General features: G+C 68.3%; 24 protein-coding genes. 23 read left to right on the plus strand and 1 reads right to left on the minus strand.

Annotation, left to right across the window (positions count from 1 at the left end; translation table 11 throughout):
- Positions 1-85 precede the first annotated feature (85 nt).
- Positions 86-2,065: a PIG-L family deacetylase gene (locus DEJ43_RS21915; RefSeq protein ID WP_015035570.1), complete on the minus strand. Its 1,980-nt coding sequence runs from the start codon at positions 2,063-2,065 to the stop codon at positions 86-88.
- Between the two features lie 212 nt (positions 2,066-2,277).
- Here DEJ43_RS21915 and DEJ43_RS21920 point away from each other — a divergent pair, with 212 nt between their 5' ends.
- The 23 genes from DEJ43_RS21920 to rplO all read left to right on the plus strand — a co-directional run bounded on the left by DEJ43_RS21920 (position 2,278) and on the right by rplO (position 13,976).
- A complete protein-coding gene (locus tag DEJ43_RS21920; RefSeq protein WP_015035571.1) occupies positions 2,278-2,640 on the plus strand; it encodes a YciI family protein in 363 nt (120 codons plus the stop codon).
- Positions 2,637-3,878, plus strand: a complete 1,242-nt coding sequence (locus DEJ43_RS21925) for an RNA polymerase sigma factor (RefSeq protein WP_015035572.1) — start codon at positions 2,637-2,639, stop codon at positions 3,876-3,878. The genes DEJ43_RS21920 and DEJ43_RS21925 overlap by 4 nt, the downstream gene beginning before the upstream one ends.
- 446 nt (positions 3,879-4,324) lie before the next feature.
- On the plus strand, positions 4,325-4,633 hold the full coding sequence (gene rpsJ / locus DEJ43_RS21930; RefSeq protein ID WP_003948644.1) for a 30S ribosomal protein S10: 309 nt from the start codon (positions 4,325-4,327) through the stop codon (positions 4,631-4,633).
- Between the two features lie 13 nt (positions 4,634-4,646).
- Positions 4,647-5,291 (plus strand): 50S ribosomal protein L3, encoded by a 645-nt coding sequence (rplC, locus tag DEJ43_RS21935; RefSeq protein ID WP_041664123.1) that lies wholly within the window; start codon positions 4,647-4,649, stop codon positions 5,289-5,291.
- Between the two features lie 7 nt (positions 5,292-5,298).
- Positions 5,299-5,949, plus strand: a complete 651-nt coding sequence (gene rplD / locus DEJ43_RS21940; protein ID WP_015035574.1) for a 50S ribosomal protein L4 — start codon at positions 5,299-5,301, stop codon at positions 5,947-5,949.
- Positions 5,949-6,272, plus strand: coding sequence for a 50S ribosomal protein L23 (gene rplW / locus DEJ43_RS21945; RefSeq protein WP_015035575.1), 324 nt, complete (start codon positions 5,949-5,951; stop codon positions 6,270-6,272). Before rplD ends, rplW begins: the two co-directional genes overlap by 1 nt.
- 40 nt (positions 6,273-6,312) lie before the next feature.
- Positions 6,313-7,149: a 50S ribosomal protein L2 gene (gene rplB, locus DEJ43_RS21950; protein ID WP_015035576.1), complete on the plus strand. Its 837-nt coding sequence runs from the start codon at positions 6,313-6,315 to the stop codon at positions 7,147-7,149.
- Positions 7,150-7,161: 12 nt separating this feature from the next.
- Positions 7,162-7,443: a 30S ribosomal protein S19 gene (rpsS, locus tag DEJ43_RS21955; RefSeq protein WP_015035577.1), complete on the plus strand. Its 282-nt coding sequence runs from the start codon at positions 7,162-7,164 to the stop codon at positions 7,441-7,443.
- Between the two features lie 42 nt (positions 7,444-7,485).
- Positions 7,486-7,833: a 50S ribosomal protein L22 gene (gene rplV / locus DEJ43_RS21960; RefSeq protein WP_041662774.1), complete on the plus strand. Its 348-nt coding sequence runs from the start codon at positions 7,486-7,488 to the stop codon at positions 7,831-7,833.
- The gene (gene rpsC / locus DEJ43_RS21965) at positions 7,833-8,672 is read left to right on the plus strand and encodes a 30S ribosomal protein S3 (RefSeq protein ID WP_015035579.1); all 840 of its coding nucleotides are present in this window, start codon (positions 7,833-7,835) and stop codon (positions 8,670-8,672) included. Before rplV ends, rpsC begins: the two co-directional genes overlap by 1 nt.
- A gap of 5 nt (positions 8,673-8,677) precedes the next feature.
- On the plus strand, positions 8,678-9,097 hold the full coding sequence (rplP, locus tag DEJ43_RS21970; RefSeq protein WP_015035580.1) for a 50S ribosomal protein L16: 420 nt from the start codon (positions 8,678-8,680) through the stop codon (positions 9,095-9,097).
- Complete coding sequence (gene rpmC, locus DEJ43_RS21975; protein WP_015035581.1) at positions 9,097-9,321, plus strand: 50S ribosomal protein L29; 225 nt, start codon at positions 9,097-9,099, stop codon at positions 9,319-9,321. Before rplP ends, rpmC begins: the two co-directional genes overlap by 1 nt.
- Positions 9,321-9,602, plus strand: coding sequence for a 30S ribosomal protein S17 (rpsQ, locus tag DEJ43_RS21980; RefSeq protein ID WP_015035582.1), 282 nt, complete (start codon positions 9,321-9,323; stop codon positions 9,600-9,602). Before rpmC ends, rpsQ begins: the two co-directional genes overlap by 1 nt.
- A 105-nt stretch (positions 9,603-9,707) precedes the next feature.
- On the plus strand, positions 9,708-10,076 hold the full coding sequence (gene rplN, locus DEJ43_RS21985; RefSeq protein ID WP_003956455.1) for a 50S ribosomal protein L14: 369 nt from the start codon (positions 9,708-9,710) through the stop codon (positions 10,074-10,076).
- Between the two features lie 2 nt (positions 10,077-10,078).
- Positions 10,079-10,390: a 50S ribosomal protein L24 gene (rplX, locus tag DEJ43_RS21990; RefSeq protein WP_015035583.1), complete on the plus strand. Its 312-nt coding sequence runs from the start codon at positions 10,079-10,081 to the stop codon at positions 10,388-10,390.
- Positions 10,387-10,944, plus strand: coding sequence for a 50S ribosomal protein L5 (gene rplE / locus DEJ43_RS21995; protein ID WP_086024646.1), 558 nt, complete (start codon positions 10,387-10,389; stop codon positions 10,942-10,944). The genes rplX and rplE overlap by 4 nt, the downstream gene beginning before the upstream one ends.
- 5 nt (positions 10,945-10,949) lie before the next feature.
- Entirely contained in the window at positions 10,950-11,135 is a 186-nt protein-coding gene (locus DEJ43_RS22000; protein WP_003948630.1) for a type Z 30S ribosomal protein S14, read from the plus strand.
- 206 nt (positions 11,136-11,341) lie between these two features.
- The gene (rpsH, locus tag DEJ43_RS22010) at positions 11,342-11,740 is read left to right on the plus strand and encodes a 30S ribosomal protein S8 (protein ID WP_015035585.1); all 399 of its coding nucleotides are present in this window, start codon (positions 11,342-11,344) and stop codon (positions 11,738-11,740) included.
- 21 nt (positions 11,741-11,761) lie between these two features.
- Entirely contained in the window at positions 11,762-12,301 is a 540-nt protein-coding gene (gene rplF, locus DEJ43_RS22015; RefSeq protein ID WP_015035586.1) for a 50S ribosomal protein L6, read from the plus strand.
- 3 nt (positions 12,302-12,304) lie between these two features.
- Positions 12,305-12,688, plus strand: a complete 384-nt coding sequence (gene rplR / locus DEJ43_RS22020; RefSeq protein ID WP_015035587.1) for a 50S ribosomal protein L18 — start codon at positions 12,305-12,307, stop codon at positions 12,686-12,688.
- A 46-nt stretch (positions 12,689-12,734) separates the two neighbouring features.
- On the plus strand, positions 12,735-13,337 hold the full coding sequence (gene rpsE, locus DEJ43_RS22025) for a 30S ribosomal protein S5 (protein WP_015035588.1): 603 nt from the start codon (positions 12,735-12,737) through the stop codon (positions 13,335-13,337).
- Entirely contained in the window at positions 13,337-13,519 is a 183-nt protein-coding gene (rpmD, locus tag DEJ43_RS22030; protein WP_015035589.1) for a 50S ribosomal protein L30, read from the plus strand. Before rpsE ends, rpmD begins: the two co-directional genes overlap by 1 nt.
- 1 nt (position 13,520) lies before the next feature.
- Positions 13,521-13,976: a 50S ribosomal protein L15 gene (rplO, locus tag DEJ43_RS22035; protein ID WP_030318646.1), complete on the plus strand. Its 456-nt coding sequence runs from the start codon at positions 13,521-13,523 to the stop codon at positions 13,974-13,976.
- The last annotated feature ends 181 nt before the right edge of the window (positions 13,977-14,157 follow it).

A 14,157-nucleotide genomic window follows, 5' to 3' on the forward strand; every position in this document is an offset into this window, starting at 1 on the left:
CCTGGTAGCTCCCCGGAGCTGCTGAGCAGTAAGGGAAGGCCCCGCACCGAAAGGTGCGGGGCCTTCTCGCATGTCCGGGGACCGCTCAGGGCCGCCAGCTCCAGGGGTGCCCGTCCGCGCCGAGGCCCACCACGGTCGCCCGGTCCTTCCCCAGGTGCAGGGCCGCCGCCACCGGCGCCGTCCCCGCCGTCCGGGTCCGCAGCCGGCCACCGGCCCGCAGCACCACCCGGCCCTTGTCGTCCGTGCCGAGCAGCACGGTGCCCAGCGCCGCCGAGCGCGCCGCGGCGACACCTCCGTAGCCGTCGAGGCCCGCGTCGCCGGCCGGGCCGAGGAGCGCGCCGCTCGCGGGCCGCCGGTAGTACAGCTCGCCCCCGGCCGAGGCCACCGTGGACCCGGTGAGCGGCAGCCGCTCCGGCCGCTCCACCCCGTCCACCCAGTGCCGTACGGACTCCCGCCCCGCCGCGTGCAGGTGCACCCGTCCCGCCGCGTCGAGCGACACCGCGAAACCGTCCTGGACCTCCGCGTCCCCGGGGAGCGTCCGCCACGGACCCCAGGAGCCGTCCGCCGCCCGTATCCGGGTCGACACGGTCTTGTCCGCGTTCCGTACGAAGAGATGGACCCGGCCGTCGGGGGCCGTGACGGCCACCGGCGCGCCGATCCGCCGTCCCCGGTCGTCCGTGCGCTCCGGGTTGCCGAGACCGCGCCAGGCCAGGAACGGGCCGCCGGGGGAGCGCTGCTCCAGGAGCACCAGCTCGCGCCGGTTCCGCCCGCCGTGCCCGTCGATCGCCGCGAACCGCACCGCGAAGAGCAGTACCCGGCCGTCGCCCAGCACGGCCGAGCCGAGCGCCGGGGCGAGCGGGCCGCCGCCCAGGTCGGCCGGCTCGCCCCAGACGCCGGGCGCGGTCTCCCGCCAGCGGACCGCGCGCAGACCGAGCACCCCGTACGCGGTGAGGCGGCCGTCCGGTTCCTCGGCGAGCGCCGGGCCCGGGCCCGGCCAGCGGTGGTGGGTGGAGCGCACCCAGCCCTTGCGGTTGGTCAGCGGCCGGTCGCCGCCGACGCCGTAGTCGCCGCAGCCCGAGGGGTTGCCGCACTCCCAGGAGGGGTCGCCGCCGTACGGGACGAGCCGGGCGGCCTTCTCCTGGAGGACCCGCGGCGGGAGGTTCTTGGGCCAGTGGCGGTTGTAGTAGCCGCGGAAGGCGGTCGTCGTGAACGCCGGGATCGGGCCGCCCTCGCGGACCGCGTCGGCGACCCAGCGGCTCAGCGCGGCCCAGGTGAAGCTGGCGACCGCCGTGTGGTCCCCGTGGTCGGAGTACCCGGGCTGCTCGGAGTCGCGGCCGCGGGTGGCCTCGTCGCTGTGCTGGATGTCCGGATCGGGGTCGAGGGTGTGCACCACCGTGGGCCGGTAGCGCCGGAGCAGTCCGACGAGCGCGTCGACCAGCTGGTCGTAGTCGTAGGTGTCCGAGCGGGTCACCGGCGAGCCGGTCGACAGATGGGTCCGCAGCTCCAGGGCGCGGTCGTGCCAGAGCGCGGGCACGGCCATGTAGCGCCTGCTGGTGTGCATGGGCAGGTTGAGGAAGACCAGCTCGATGCGGCGCTCGCCGTGGGTGAGCGTGTCGACCTCGGCCCGGCGGCCGCCGGGGAGCGTGAGCACCTCCCGCCGCCAGGGCGTGAACATCGGCAGGCCGAGCGCCTGGGCGTACGACTGGCGTAGCCCCTGGTGGCGCGCGGAGGAGTAGGCGCCGCGGTCCGGCGGAGTGTCCGGCATCCCCTTGATCACGTTGCGGCCGGTGTGCTCGCCGGCCGTCACGTACACGGAGACGAGCGGGACCCCGGCGTCGAGATGGCGCTGGGTGTCGGGGTTCATGAAGTACAGGTCGTCGTCCGGGTGCGCGGCGAACTGCAGCAGCAGGGCCCGCCGGGTGTGCGCGGAGGTGATCGGCTTGCCGGGGGCCGGATCGACGGTCGGCGCGGTCCTGCGCGGCTCCGGGACGGAGCAGCCGGCCACGGCCGAGGTCACGGCGAGGGCGGCGGCGAGCACCGTCCGCCGACGGGGTGTGCTGGTCACGTGGGCGGTCCGTCCCCTCGAATCTTCGGTCTTCTGCAAGACGGGGATCGGGGGCCCGGGGTTGTGCGGGGGACGGTCCGGGCTGCAAGGATTCACGAGAACGGAAGAAACTTTCGAAGATCGCCGTCGGGGATGTCGAGGACGCCCCGCCGGCTCCGACCGAGGGGTGACAGCACGCCACCGGGGCGCGCGGGACGGGGAGGACACCCGAGATGAAGTACGTCGCGATGATCTACGGCAACCAGGCCAAGTGGGACTCCTTCCCGGCCGAGGCCTGGCCCGAGGCGATCGCCCGCCAGGAGGCCTTCAACCGGAAGTACCGGGAGAGCGGCGAGCTGATCGGCGCGTACGGGCTCGCGGACGCGGCCGCCGCCCAGCTGGTACGCCGTGAGGGCGGCGCCCCGGCCGTCACCGACGGGCCCTACCTGGAGACCAAGGAGTACCTGGCCAGCTTCTACCTGCTCGACTGCGACAGCCTGGAGCGGGCCCAGCAGATCGCCGCGGACATGCCCTTCGCGGACGTCGACCCGGTCGAGCTGTGGCCCGTGCTGCACGAGTCCGCGGCGGACGTGTGACCGGCCCCGCCGAGGTCGAGGACCTGCTGCGCACCTGTGCGCCGCAGGTCCTCGGCGCCCTCGTCCGGCGCTACGGCACCTTCGACACCTGCGAGGACGCCGTCCAGGAGGCGCTGATCGCCGCCGCCCGGCAGTGGCCGGAGGAGGGCGTCCCCGACAACCCCCGGGGCTGGCTGGTCACCGTCGCCGCCCGCAGGCTCGTCGACCAGGTCCGCAGTGAGGCCGCGCGCCGCCGCCGGGAGGACTCCCTGGCCCTCGCCACCCCGGCGTCGGAGCTCCTCGCGCACGCCGCCGACGAGGAGCCGGACACCGACCGGGACGACTCCCTGGCCCTGCTCTTCCTCTGCTGCCACCGGGACCTCTCGCCGCCCAGCCGGATCGCGCTCACCCTGCGCGCCGTCGGCGGCCTCGGCACCGCCCAGATCGCCGCCGCCTTCCTCGTACCGGAGTCGACGATGGCGCAGCGGATCAGCCGGGCCAAGCAGACGATCAAGGCGGCCGGCGGCTCGCTCGCGCTGCCCGCGGGGGAGGACCGCACCGCCCGCCTCGCCGAGGTCCGGCACGTGCTCTACCTGATCTTCAACGAGGGCTACACCGCCAGCGGCGGCGACGAGCTCACCACGCCCGAGCTGTCCACGGAGGCGATCCGGCTGGCCCGGCTGCTCCACCGGCTGGTGCCCGAGGACACCGAGACGGCGGGGCTGCTGGCCCTGATGCTGCTCACCGACGCCCGCAGGCCGGCCCGCACCGGCCCGCACGGGGAGCTGGTGCCGCTCGCCGAGCAGGACCGGGGGAGGTGGGACGGCGGGCTCGTCGCGGAGGGCGTCGAGCTGATCAGCCGCACCCTGCCCCGGGGGCAGGTCGGTCCGTACCAGCTCCAGGCGGCGATCGCGGCCGTCCACGACGAGGCGGCGACCGCGGCGGAGACCGACTGGCCGCAGATCCTCGCGCTCTACGAGCTCCTGGAGCGGACCGGCCCGAACCCGATGGTCACGCTCAACCGGGCGGTGGCCGTCGCGATGGTCCAGGGGCCCGCGGCCGGGCTCGCGCTGCTCGACGGGCTGGCCCGGGACAAGCGGCTGGCCCGGCACCACCGGCTGCTCGCCACCCGGGCCCATCTGCTGGAGCTGCTCGGCGAGCGGGAGGGCGCCGCGGAGGCCTACCGGGAGGCGGCGCGCCGGACGACCAGTGCCCCGGAGCGCCGTCATCTCACCGAGCGGGCGCGGCGGTTGGGCTGAGCCGGAGGGGGCGGGCGACGGCTCCGGGTGCGCCCCGGCGCATGGCCGTACGTGACGTGGGGTACAGTCTTCGCTCCCGATTGGCGGCCGGATGGCCCCGTATGGCAGACTGTCGGGGTTGCTCGGTTGAGTGCCGATGCTGCGCGCCTCCCGTCGGGAGGACCGGAAGCGAGTCCCACAGTACTCGTCGCTCCTTCTCAGGGGCGGACGTACGGGAATCTTCTGGGAAGCGTCAGCGGGGTGCCGACCAGGCGCCCGGTGGGTGTCGTGCCCCCGGCTCGCGGTCATGGCGACCGTGCCCCCTTGGTTGGGAAATCCTCTGGGATTTCTGCGTAGAGGGAGTGCGACACGCCCGACCGCGTGGGTCGGAGATACGACAACGCTTCTCCGTAAGCGAAGCCGATCGGGTTCCAGAGCGTTAACGAGACAAAGGACTACTAGTAGCCATGGCGGGACAGAAGATCCGCATCCGGCTCAAGGCCTACGACCACGAGGTCATCGACTCCTCGGCGAAGAAGATCGTCGAGACGGTGACCCGCACTGGTGCGTCGGTCGCGGGCCCGGTGCCGCTGCCCACTGAGAAGAACGTGTACTGCGTCATCAAGTCGCCGCACAAGTACAAGGACTCGCGCGAGCACTTCGAGATGCGCACGCACAAGCGCCTCATCGACATCCTCGACCCCACGCCGAAGACGGTTGACTCGCTCATGCGCCTCGACCTGCCGGCGGGCGTCGACATCGAGATCAAGCTCTGAGGTGACGCGCGAGATGGCTAAGAACATCAAGGGCATCCTGGGCGAGAAGCTCGGCATGACGCAGGTCTGGGACGAGAACAACCGGGTTGTCCCGGTCACCGTCGTCAAGGCCGGCCCGAATGTCGTGACCCAGGTCCGTACGAACGACATCGACGGCTACGAGTCGGTCCAGATCGCCTTCGGCGAGATCGACCCTCGCAAGGTGAACAAGCCCCTCAAGGGTCACTTCGCCAAGGCCGACGTCACCCCGCGCCGCCACCTGGTGGAGCTCCGCACCGCTGACGCCTCCGAGTACACGCTCGGCCAGGAGATCACCGCCGAGGTCTTCGAGGCCGGCGTGAAGGTCGACGTCACCGGCAAGAGCAAGGGCAAGGGCTTCGCCGGTGTCATGAAGCGCCACAACTTCCGTGGTGGCAAGGCGTCGCACGGTGCCCACCGCGTGCACCGCAAGCCCGGTTCCATCGGTGGCTGCGCCACCCCGGGCCGTGTCTTCAAGGGCATGCGCATGGCGGGTCGCATGGGCAACGAGCGTGTGACCACCCAGAACCTGACCGTCCACGCCGTTGACGCCGAGAAGGGTCTGCTGCTCATCAAGGGCGCCGTCCCCGGCCCCAACGGTGGCCTCGTCCTGGTCCGCACCGCGGCCAAGGGGGTTTGAGGAACCGATGAGCACCATTGACATCCTTTCGCCGGCAGGCGACAAGACCGGGACCGTCGAGCTCCCCGAGGAGATCTTCGGCGCCAAGGTCAGCGTTCCGCTGATCCACCAGGTCGTCGTCGCGCAGCTGGCCGCGGCCCGTCAGGGCACGCACAAGACCAAGACCCGTGGCGAAGTCCGCGGTGGTGGCAAGAAGCCTTACCGCCAGAAGGGCACCGGCCGCGCCCGTCAGGGTTCGACCCGCGCCCCGCAGTTCGCCGGTGGTGGCGTCGTGCACGGTCCCGTGCCGCGTGACTACTCGCAGCGGACCCCGAAGAAGATGAAGGTCGCCGCTCTCCGTGGTGCCCTCTCCGACCGGGCCACCCACTCCCGCATCCACGTCGTGACCGGCGTGGTCGAGGGTGAGATCTCCACCAAGGCCGCGAAGACGCTGTTCGGCAAGATCTCGGAGCGCAAGAACCTGCTCCTGGTCGCCGAGCGCTCCGACGAGGCCGCGTGGCTGTCCGCTCGTAACCTGCCCCAGGTGCACATCCTGGAGCCGGGCCAGCTCAACACGTACGACGTGATCGTCTCCGACGACGTGGTCTTCACCAAGGCCGCCCTCGAGTCCTTCGTGTCTGGCCCCCAGACCGCTGAGACCGAAGGGAGCGACGCCTGATGACTGAGGCCGTCGTCACCAGCAAGACCTTCTCGGACCCGCGCGACATTCTGATCAAGCCTGTCGTCTCGGAGAAGAGCTACGCTCTGCTGGACGAGAACAAGTACACGTTCATCGTCGCGCCTGGCTCCAACAAGACCCAGATCAAGCAGGCCGTCGAGGCGGTCTTCTCGGTCAAGGTCACCGGGGTCAACACGATCAACCGCCAGGGCAAGCGCAAGCGCACCAAGGCCGGTTTCGGCAAGCGCAAGGACACCAAGCGCGCCATCGTGACCCTTGCCGAGGGCAACCGTATCGACATCTTCGGCGGTCCGACCGCCTAAGGGCGGTCTGGATCGTCCGGAATCGGACGAGGACTGAGAAATGGGAATCCGCAAGTACAAGCCGACTACGCCGGGCCGCCGTGGCTCCTCCGTAGCCGACTTCGTCGAGATCACGCGGTCCACGCCGGAGAAGTCGCTGGTCCGCCCCCTGCACAGCAAGGGCGGCCGTAACAACACCGGTCGTGTGACCGTCCGTCACCAGGGCGGTGGCCACAAGCGTGCCTACCGCGTGATCGACTTCCGTCGTCACGACAAGGACGGCGTGCCGGCCAAGGTCGCTCACATCGAGTACGACCCGAACCGCACCGCGCGCATCGCGCTGCTCCACTACGTGGACGGCGAGAAGCGCTACATCATCGCCCCCAAGGGCCTCTCGCAGGGTGACCGCGTCGAGAACGGCCCGGGTGCGGACATCAAGCCCGGCAACAACCTGGCGCTCCGCAACATCCCGGTCGGTACCACGATCCACGCGATCGAGCTCCGTCCCGGTGGTGGCGCGAAGTTCGCCCGTTCCGCTGGTGCCTCCGTGCAGCTGCTGGCGAAGGAGGGCACGATGGCCCACCTTCGTATGCCGTCCGGTGAGATCCGTCTCGTCGACGCCCGCTGCCGCGCCACGATCGGCGAGGTCGGCAACGCCGAGCAGTCGAACATCAACTGGGGCAAGGCCGGCCGCAAGCGCTGGCTCGGCGTCCGCCCGACCGTCCGCGGTGTGGCGATGAACCCGGTTGACCACCCGCACGGTGGTGGTGAGGGCAAGACCTCCGGTGGTCGCCACCCGGTCTCCCCGTGGGGTCAGAAGGAGGGTCGTACTCGTTCGCCGAAGAAGGCTTCGAACAAGTACATCGTCCGCCGCCGCAAGACGAACAAGAAGCGCTAGGAGCGGGTTTAGATGCCGCGCAGTCTCAAGAAGGGACCCTTCGTTGACGGCCACCTCGTAAAGAAGGTGGACGCTCAGAACGAAGCCGGTACCAAGAACGTCATCAAGACCTGGTCCCGTCGCTCGATGATCATCCCGGCCATGCTCGGCCACACGATCGCGGTGCACAACGGCAAGACCCACATTCCGGTGTTTGTCACCGAGTCGATGGTCGGCCACAAGCTCGGCGAGTTCTCGCCGACGCGCACCTTCCGGGGTCACGTGAAGGACGACCGGAAGTCGAAGCGCCGCTAGTAGCGGGGTGGAATGACCATGACAGACACTGGAAGGACAACCATGGAAGCCAGGGCCCAGGCGCGGTACATCCGCGTTACGCCCATGAAGGCCCGCCGTGTGGTGGACCTTATCCGTGGCATGGATGCCACGGAGGCTCAGGCGGTCCTGCGTTTCGCCCCGCAGGCCGCGAGCGTGCCGGTCGGCAAGGTGCTTGACAGCGCCATCGCCAACGCCGCGCACAACTACGACCACAGTGACGCCTCTTCGCTGTACATCAGCGAGGCGTTCGTGGATGAGGGCCCGACCCTGAAGCGGTTCCGTCCGCGTGCCCAGGGCCGTGCCTACCGGATCCGTAAGCGGACCAGCCACATCACCGTGGTCGTCAGCAGCAAGGAAGGAACCCGGTAATGGGCCAGAAGGTTAACCCGCATGGGTTCCGGCTCGGCATCACCACGGACTTCAAGTCCCGCTGGTACGCCGACAAGCTGTACAAGGACTACGTCAAGGAAGACGTCGCCATCCGTCGGATGATGACGTCCGGCATGGAGCGCGCCGGCATCTCGAAGGTTGAGATCGAGCGCACCCGTGACCGCGTGCGGGTGGACATCCACACCGCGCGTCCCGGCATCGTCATCGGCCGCCGTGGCGCCGAGGCCGACCGCATCCGCGGCGACCTCGAGAAGCTCACGGGCAAGCAGGTCCAGCTGAACATCCTCGAGGTCAAGAACCCCGAGATGGACGCGCAGCTGGTCGCCCAGGCCGTTGCCGAGCAGCTCTCCTCCCGCGTCTCCTTCCGTCGCGCCATGCGTAAGAGCATGCAGGGCACGATGAAGGCCGGCGCCAAGGGCATCAAGATCCAGTGCGGCGGTCGTCTCGGCGGCGCCGAGATGTCCCGCTCGGAGTTCTACCGCGAGGGCCGTGTGCCCCTGCACACGCTCCGCGCGAACGTCGACTACGGCTTCTTCGAGGCCAAGACGACCTTCGGCCGCATCGGCGTGAAGGTCTGGATCTACAAGGGCGACGTCAAGAACATCGCCGAGGTCCGCGCCGAGAACGCCGCGGCCCGTGCGGGTAACCGCCCGGCCCGTGGTGCCGGCGCTGGCGACCGCCCGGCCGGCCGTGGTGGCCGCGGTGGCGAGCGTGGCGGCCGCGGCCGCAAGCCGCAGCAGTCGGCTCCGGCCGCCGAGGCCCCCAAGGCCGAGGCTGCCGCCGCTGCTCCGGCTGAGAGCACCGGAACGGAGGCCTGACCGAAATGCTGATCCCCCGTAGGGTCAAGCACCGCAAGCAGCACCACCCCAAGCGCTCGGGTATGAGCAAGGGTGGTACGCAGGTTGCGTTCGGCGAGTACGGCATTCAGGCCCTCACGCCGGCGTACGTGACCAACCGCCAGATCGAGGCGGCTCGTATCGCGATGACCCGCCACATCAAGCGTGGCGGCAAGGTCTGGATCAACATCTACCCGGACCGCCCGCTGACGAAGAAGCCCGCCGAGACCCGCATGGGTTCCGGTAAGGGTTCTCCGGAGTGGTGGATCGCGAACGTCAAGCCGGGTCGGGTGATGTTCGAACTGTCCTACCCGAACGAGAAGATCGCGCGCGAGGCCCTGACCCGTGCGGCCCACAAGCTGCCGATGAAGTGCAAGATCGTTAAGCGCGAAGCAGGTGAGCTGTGATGTCGGCCGGTACCAAGGCGTCCGAGCTGCGCGAGCTGGGCAACGAGGAGCTTCTCAACAAGCTCCGCGAGGCCAAGGAAGAGCTGTTCAACCTCCGCTTCCAGGCGGCGACCGGTCAGCTCGAGAACCACGGGCGGCTCAAGTCCGTCCGCAAGGACATCGCGCGGATCTACACCCTGATGCGTGAGCGCGAGCTGGGCATCGAGACGGTGGAGAGCGCCTGATGAGCGAGAGCAACGTGACTGAGAAGACCGAGCGCAACGCCCGCAAGGTCCGCGAGGGCCTGGTCGTCAGCGACAAGATGGACAAGACCGTCGTCGTCGCTGTCGAGGACCGCGTCAAGCACGCGCTGTACGGCAAGGTCATCCGCCGTACGAACAAGCTCAAGGCTCATGACGAGCAGAACGCTGCCGGCATCGGCGACCGCGTCCTCCTGATGGAGACCCGGAAGCTGTCCGCCACGAAGCACTGGCGCGTCATCGAGATCCTCGAGAAGGCCAAGTAATTCTTGAGGGGGTAACCCTTCAAGTTCGTTCCGCCAGGCTCGGTGGAGAAGCGCTAATGCTTAGCGCTTCTCCACCGGGAACCGGCAGACAATCAGGAGATAGACGTGATCCAGCAGGAGTCGCGACTGCGTGTCGCCGACAACACTGGTGCCAAGGAGATCCTTTGCATCCGTGTTCTCGGTGGCTCGGGTCGCCGCTACGCGGGCATCGGTGACGTCATCGTCGCCACCGTCAAGGACGCGATCCCCGGTGGCAACGTGAAGAAGGGTGACGTCGTCAAGGCGGTCATCGTTCGCACCGTCAAGGAGCGCCGCCGCCAGGACGGCTCGTACATCCGCTTCGACGAGAACGCCGCTGTCATTCTCAAGAACGACGGCGACCCTCGTGGCACCCGTATCTTCGGCCCGGTCGGCCGTGAGCTGCGCGAGAAGAAGTTCATGAAGATCATCTCGCTCGCGCCGGAGGTGCTGTAAGCATGAAGATCAAGAAGGGCGACCTGGTCCAGGTCATCACCGGTAAGGACAAGGGCAAGCAGGGCAAGGTCATCACGGCCTTCCCCCGCGAGAACCGCGTCCTCGTCGAGGGTGTCAACCGGGTCAAGAAGCACACCAAGGCCGGCCCGTCGCAGGCCGGTGGCATCGTCACGACCGAGGCTCCGGTCCACGTCTCCAACGTCCAGCTGGTCGTGGAGAAGGACGGCAAGAAGGTCGTCACGCGTGTCGGTTACCGCTTCGACGACGAGGGCAACAAGATCCGCGTTGCCAAGCGGACGGGTGAGGACATCTGATGGCTACCACCACTCCGCGTCTCAAGACGAAGTACCGCGAGGAGATCGCGGGCAAGCTGCGTGAGGAGTTCTCCTACGAGAACGTCATGCAGGTTCCCGGCCTCGTGAAGATCGTGGTCAACATGGGTGTCGGCGACGCCGCCCGTGACTCGAAGCTGATCGACGGTGCGATCCGTGACCTCACCACGATCACCGGTCAGAAGCCGGCCGTCACCAAGGCCCGCAAGTCCATCGCGCAGTTCAAGCTGCGTGAGGGTCAGCCGATCGGTGCGCACGTCACCCTCCGTGGCGACCGCATGTGGGAGTTCCTTGACCGCACCCTGTCGCTCGCGCTCCCGCGCATCCGCGACTTCCGTGGTCTGTCCCCCAAGCAGTTCGACGGGCGTGGCAACTACACCTTCGGTCTCACGGAGCAGGTCATGTTCCACGAGATCGACCAGGACAAGATCGACCGTGTCCGGGGTATGGACATCACCGTGGTGACCACGGCGACCAACGACGACGAGGGCCGTGCCCTTCTGCGTCACCTCGGCTTCCCCTTCAAGGAGGCGTAAGCGAGATGGCGAAGAAGGCTCTCATCGCGAAGGCTGCCCGCAAGCCCAAGTTCGGCGTGCGTGGCTACACGCGCTGCCAGCGCTGTGGTCGTCCCCACTCCGTGTACCGCAAGTTCGGCCTGTGCCGCGTGTGCCTTCGTGAGATGGCTCACCGTGGCGAGCTGCCGGGCGTGACCAAGAGCTCCTGGTAATCCCTTACTTGGGATGACCGGAGTCTCTCGGTAAGCACTGGGTTGGCGGATGCCCATCCCTCCATGGCTTAGGCTAGGAGGGTTGGGCGTCTGCCGCCCGTACGACTTACTACGCCGTAGGTCCCCGCGCCGCACCCGTCCCGCCCCTGTGTGGGGAGAGGGATGGCGCACTGGAAACCCCGGCGAGAGAGGCCGAAGGCCAATTCATGACCATGACTGATCCGATCGCGGACATGCTGACTCGTCTGCGTAACGCGAACTCGGCATACCACGACTCCGTGACGATGCCGCACAGCAAGATCAAGTCTCACATCGCGGAAATCCTCCAGCAGGAGGGCTTCATCACGGGCTGGAAGGTCGAGGACGCCGAGGTCGGCAAGAACCTCGTCCTCGAGCTCAAGTTCGGTCCGAACCGTGAGCGCTCCATCGCGGGCATCAAGCGGATCTCGAAGCCCGGCCTCCGGGTTTACGCGAAGTCCACCAACCTGCCGAAGGTCCTCGGTGGCCTGGGCGTGGCGATCATCTCCACGTCCCACGGTCTCCTGACCGGCCAGCAGGCAGGCAAGAAGGGCGTAGGTGGGGAAGTCCTCGCCTACGTCTGGTAGTCGGGAACGGAGGAATAGCTAATGTCGCGTATTGGCAAGCTGCCTATCCAGGTTCCCGCCGGCGTGGACGTCACCATCGAGGGCCGCACGGTCACGGTCAAGGGTTCCAAGGGCACCCTGACCCACACCGTCGCCGCGCCGATCGACATCGTTAAGGGCGAGGAGGGCGTGCTCAACGTCCTGCGTCCGAACGACGAGCGTCAGAACAAGGCCCTTCACGGCCTGTCCCGCACGCTGGTGGCCAACATGATCACCGGTGTGACCCAGGGTTACGTGAAGGCGCTCGAGATCAGCGGTGTCGGTTACCGCGTCGCCGCGAAGGGCTCCAACCTGGAGTTCCAGCTCGGCTACAGCCACCCGATCCTGGTCGAGGCGCCCGAGGGCATCTCGTTCAAGGTCGAGTCGCCGACCAAGTTCTCGGTCGAGGGCATCGACAAGCAGAAGGTCGGCGAGGTCGCGGCGAACATCCGCAAGCTGCGGAAGCCCGACCCGTACAAGGCCAAGGGCGTCAAGTACGCCGGCGAGGTCATCCGCCGCAAGGTCGGAAAGGCTGGTAAGTAAGCCATGGCATACGGTGTGAAGATCGCCAAGGGCGACGCTTACAAGCGTGCGGCCAAGGCTCGCCGCCACATCCGCATCCGCAAGAACGTGTCGGGTACGGCGGAGCGTCCGCGCCTCGTCGTGACGCGTTCGAACCGCGGCATCACGGCTCAGGTCATCGACGACCTCAAGGGTCACACCCTTGCGTCGGCGTCGAACCTGGACGCGTCGATCCGCGGTGGCGAGGGTGACAAGTCCGCGCAGGCCAAGCAGGTCGGCGCTCTCGTCGCCGAGCGCGCCAAGGCCGCTGGTGTCGAGGCTGTCGTGTTCGACCGTGGTGGCAACAGGTACGCCGGGCGCATTGCCGCTCTGGCTGACGCCGCCCGCGAAGCCGGGCTGAAGTTCTAAGCCCCGGTTCCGGGACTAACGGACGTAACAGAGAGAGGTAAATCCAATGGCTGGACCCCAGCGCCGCGGAAGCGGTGCCGGTGGCGGCGAGCGGCGGGACCGGAAGGGCCGCGACGGTGGCGCTGCCGCCGAGAAGACCGCGTACGTTGAGCGCGTTGTCGCGATCAACCGCGTCGCCAAGGTTGTCAAGGGTGGTCGCCGCTTCAGCTTCACCGCGCTGGTCGTGGTGGGCGACGGTGACGGCACCGTAGGTGTCGGTTACGGCAAGGCCAAGGAAGTTCCCGCGGCCATCGCCAAGGGTGTCGAGGAAGCCAAGAAGAACTTCTTCAAGGTTCCCCGCATCCAGGGCACCATCCCTCACCCGATCCAGGGCGAGAAGGCCGCGGGCGTCGTCCTGCTCAAGCCGGCTTCCCCCGGTACCGGTGTTATCGCCGGTGGCCCGGTGCGTGCCGTGCTCGAGTGCGCCGGCGTTCACGACATCCTGTCGAAGTCGCTCGGCTCCGACAACGCGATCAACATCGTGCACGCGACCGTGGAGGCCCTCAAGGGCCTGCAGCGTCCCGAGGAGATCGCGGCTCGCCGTGGTCTGCCCCTCGAGGACGTCGCTCCCGCGGCTCTGCTCCGTGCGCGTGCTGGGGCGGGTGCGTAATGGCTCGCCTCAAGGTCACGCAGACGAAGTCGTACATCGGCAGCAAGCAGAACCACCGCGACACCCTGCGTTCGCTCGGCCTCAAGAAGGTCAACGACGTGGTTGTCAAGGAGGACCGCCCCGAGTTCCGCGGAATGGTGCACACCGTCCGCCACCTCGTGACGGTCGAGGAGGTTGACTGACATGGCGGAGACCAACCCGCTGAAGGCCCACAACCTCCGTCCCGCCCCCGGTGCCAAGACCGCGAAGACCCGTGTCGGTCGTGGTGAGGCGTCGAAGGGTAAGACGGCCGGTCGTGGTACCAAGGGCACCAAGGCCCGTTACCAGGTTCCGCAGCGCTTCGAGGGTGGGCAGATGCCCCTCCACATGCGTCTGCCGAAGCTCAAGGGCTTCAAGAACCCGTTCCGCACCGAGTACCAGGTCGTGAACCTGGACAAGCTCACCGCGCTCTACCCGCAGGGTGGCGAGGTCACGGTGGCCGATCTGGTCGCCAAGGGTGCGGTTCGCAAGAACCAGCTCGTCAAGGTGCTCGGCACCGGCGAGATCACCGTGGCGCTGCAGGTGACGGTCGACGCCGTCTCCGGCTCCGCCAAGGAGAAGATCGCCGCCGCCGGCGGCACCGTCACCGAGCTCGTCTAAGACGACTCGATGGCCTGAACATCCGATCGGGGATGCCTCCCAAAAGGGGCATCCCCGATTGGTCGTTCCTAGGGGGGCATGGTCGCCGGTAAGGTGGCGTGCACTGTCTAGGCTCCGTGCGGTATGCCCGCACGGGATTGATGACCGATACCTAATCGTCGAACCTCAAGACCGTCACCCT

This window comes from Streptomyces venezuelae ATCC 10712, from assembly GCF_008639165.1.
GTDB lineage: Bacteria > Actinomycetota > Actinomycetes > Streptomycetales > Streptomycetaceae > Streptomyces > Streptomyces venezuelae.

Excerpts from the sequence above, each read along its gene's own strand:
- rpsJ (WP_003948644.1), top strand. The coding sequence starts at position 4,325 with ATGGCGGGACAGAAGATCCGCATCCGGCTCAAGGCCTACGACCACGAG.
- rplW (WP_015035575.1), top strand. The coding sequence starts at position 5,949 with ATGACTGAGGCCGTCGTCACCAGCAAGACCTTCTCGGACCCGCGCGAC.
- rpmD (WP_015035589.1), top strand. The coding sequence starts at position 13,337 with ATGGCTCGCCTCAAGGTCACGCAGACGAAGTCGTACATCGGCAGCAAG.
- rplV (WP_041662774.1), top strand. The coding sequence starts at position 7,486 with ATGGAAGCCAGGGCCCAGGCGCGGTACATCCGCGTTACGCCCATGAAG.
- rplF (WP_015035586.1), top strand. The coding sequence starts at position 11,762 with ATGTCGCGTATTGGCAAGCTGCCTATCCAGGTTCCCGCCGGCGTGGAC.
- rplO (WP_030318646.1), top strand. The coding sequence starts at position 13,521 with ATGGCGGAGACCAACCCGCTGAAGGCCCACAACCTCCGTCCCGCCCCC.
- rplX (WP_015035583.1), top strand. The coding sequence starts at position 10,079 with ATGAAGATCAAGAAGGGCGACCTGGTCCAGGTCATCACCGGTAAGGAC.
- rplC (WP_041664123.1), top strand. The coding sequence starts at position 4,647 with ATGGCTAAGAACATCAAGGGCATCCTGGGCGAGAAGCTCGGCATGACG.
- rpsE (WP_015035588.1), top strand. The coding sequence starts at position 12,735 with ATGGCTGGACCCCAGCGCCGCGGAAGCGGTGCCGGTGGCGGCGAGCGG.
- rpsS (WP_015035577.1), top strand. The coding sequence starts at position 7,162 with ATGCCGCGCAGTCTCAAGAAGGGACCCTTCGTTGACGGCCACCTCGTA.
- rplP (WP_015035580.1), top strand. The coding sequence starts at position 8,678 with ATGCTGATCCCCCGTAGGGTCAAGCACCGCAAGCAGCACCACCCCAAG.
- DEJ43_RS21920 (WP_015035571.1), top strand. The coding sequence starts at position 2,278 with ATGAAGTACGTCGCGATGATCTACGGCAACCAGGCCAAGTGGGACTCC.
- rplR (WP_015035587.1), top strand. The coding sequence starts at position 12,305 with ATGGCATACGGTGTGAAGATCGCCAAGGGCGACGCTTACAAGCGTGCG.
- rplD (WP_015035574.1), top strand. The coding sequence starts at position 5,299 with ATGAGCACCATTGACATCCTTTCGCCGGCAGGCGACAAGACCGGGACC.
- rpsQ (WP_015035582.1), top strand. The coding sequence starts at position 9,321 with ATGAGCGAGAGCAACGTGACTGAGAAGACCGAGCGCAACGCCCGCAAG.
- rpsH (WP_015035585.1), top strand. The coding sequence starts at position 11,342 with ATGACCATGACTGATCCGATCGCGGACATGCTGACTCGTCTGCGTAAC.
- rplB (WP_015035576.1), top strand. The coding sequence starts at position 6,313 with ATGGGAATCCGCAAGTACAAGCCGACTACGCCGGGCCGCCGTGGCTCC.
- DEJ43_RS22000 (WP_003948630.1), top strand. The coding sequence starts at position 10,950 with ATGGCGAAGAAGGCTCTCATCGCGAAGGCTGCCCGCAAGCCCAAGTTC.
- rpmC (WP_015035581.1), top strand. The coding sequence starts at position 9,097 with ATGTCGGCCGGTACCAAGGCGTCCGAGCTGCGCGAGCTGGGCAACGAG.
- rpsC (WP_015035579.1), top strand. The coding sequence starts at position 7,833 with ATGGGCCAGAAGGTTAACCCGCATGGGTTCCGGCTCGGCATCACCACG.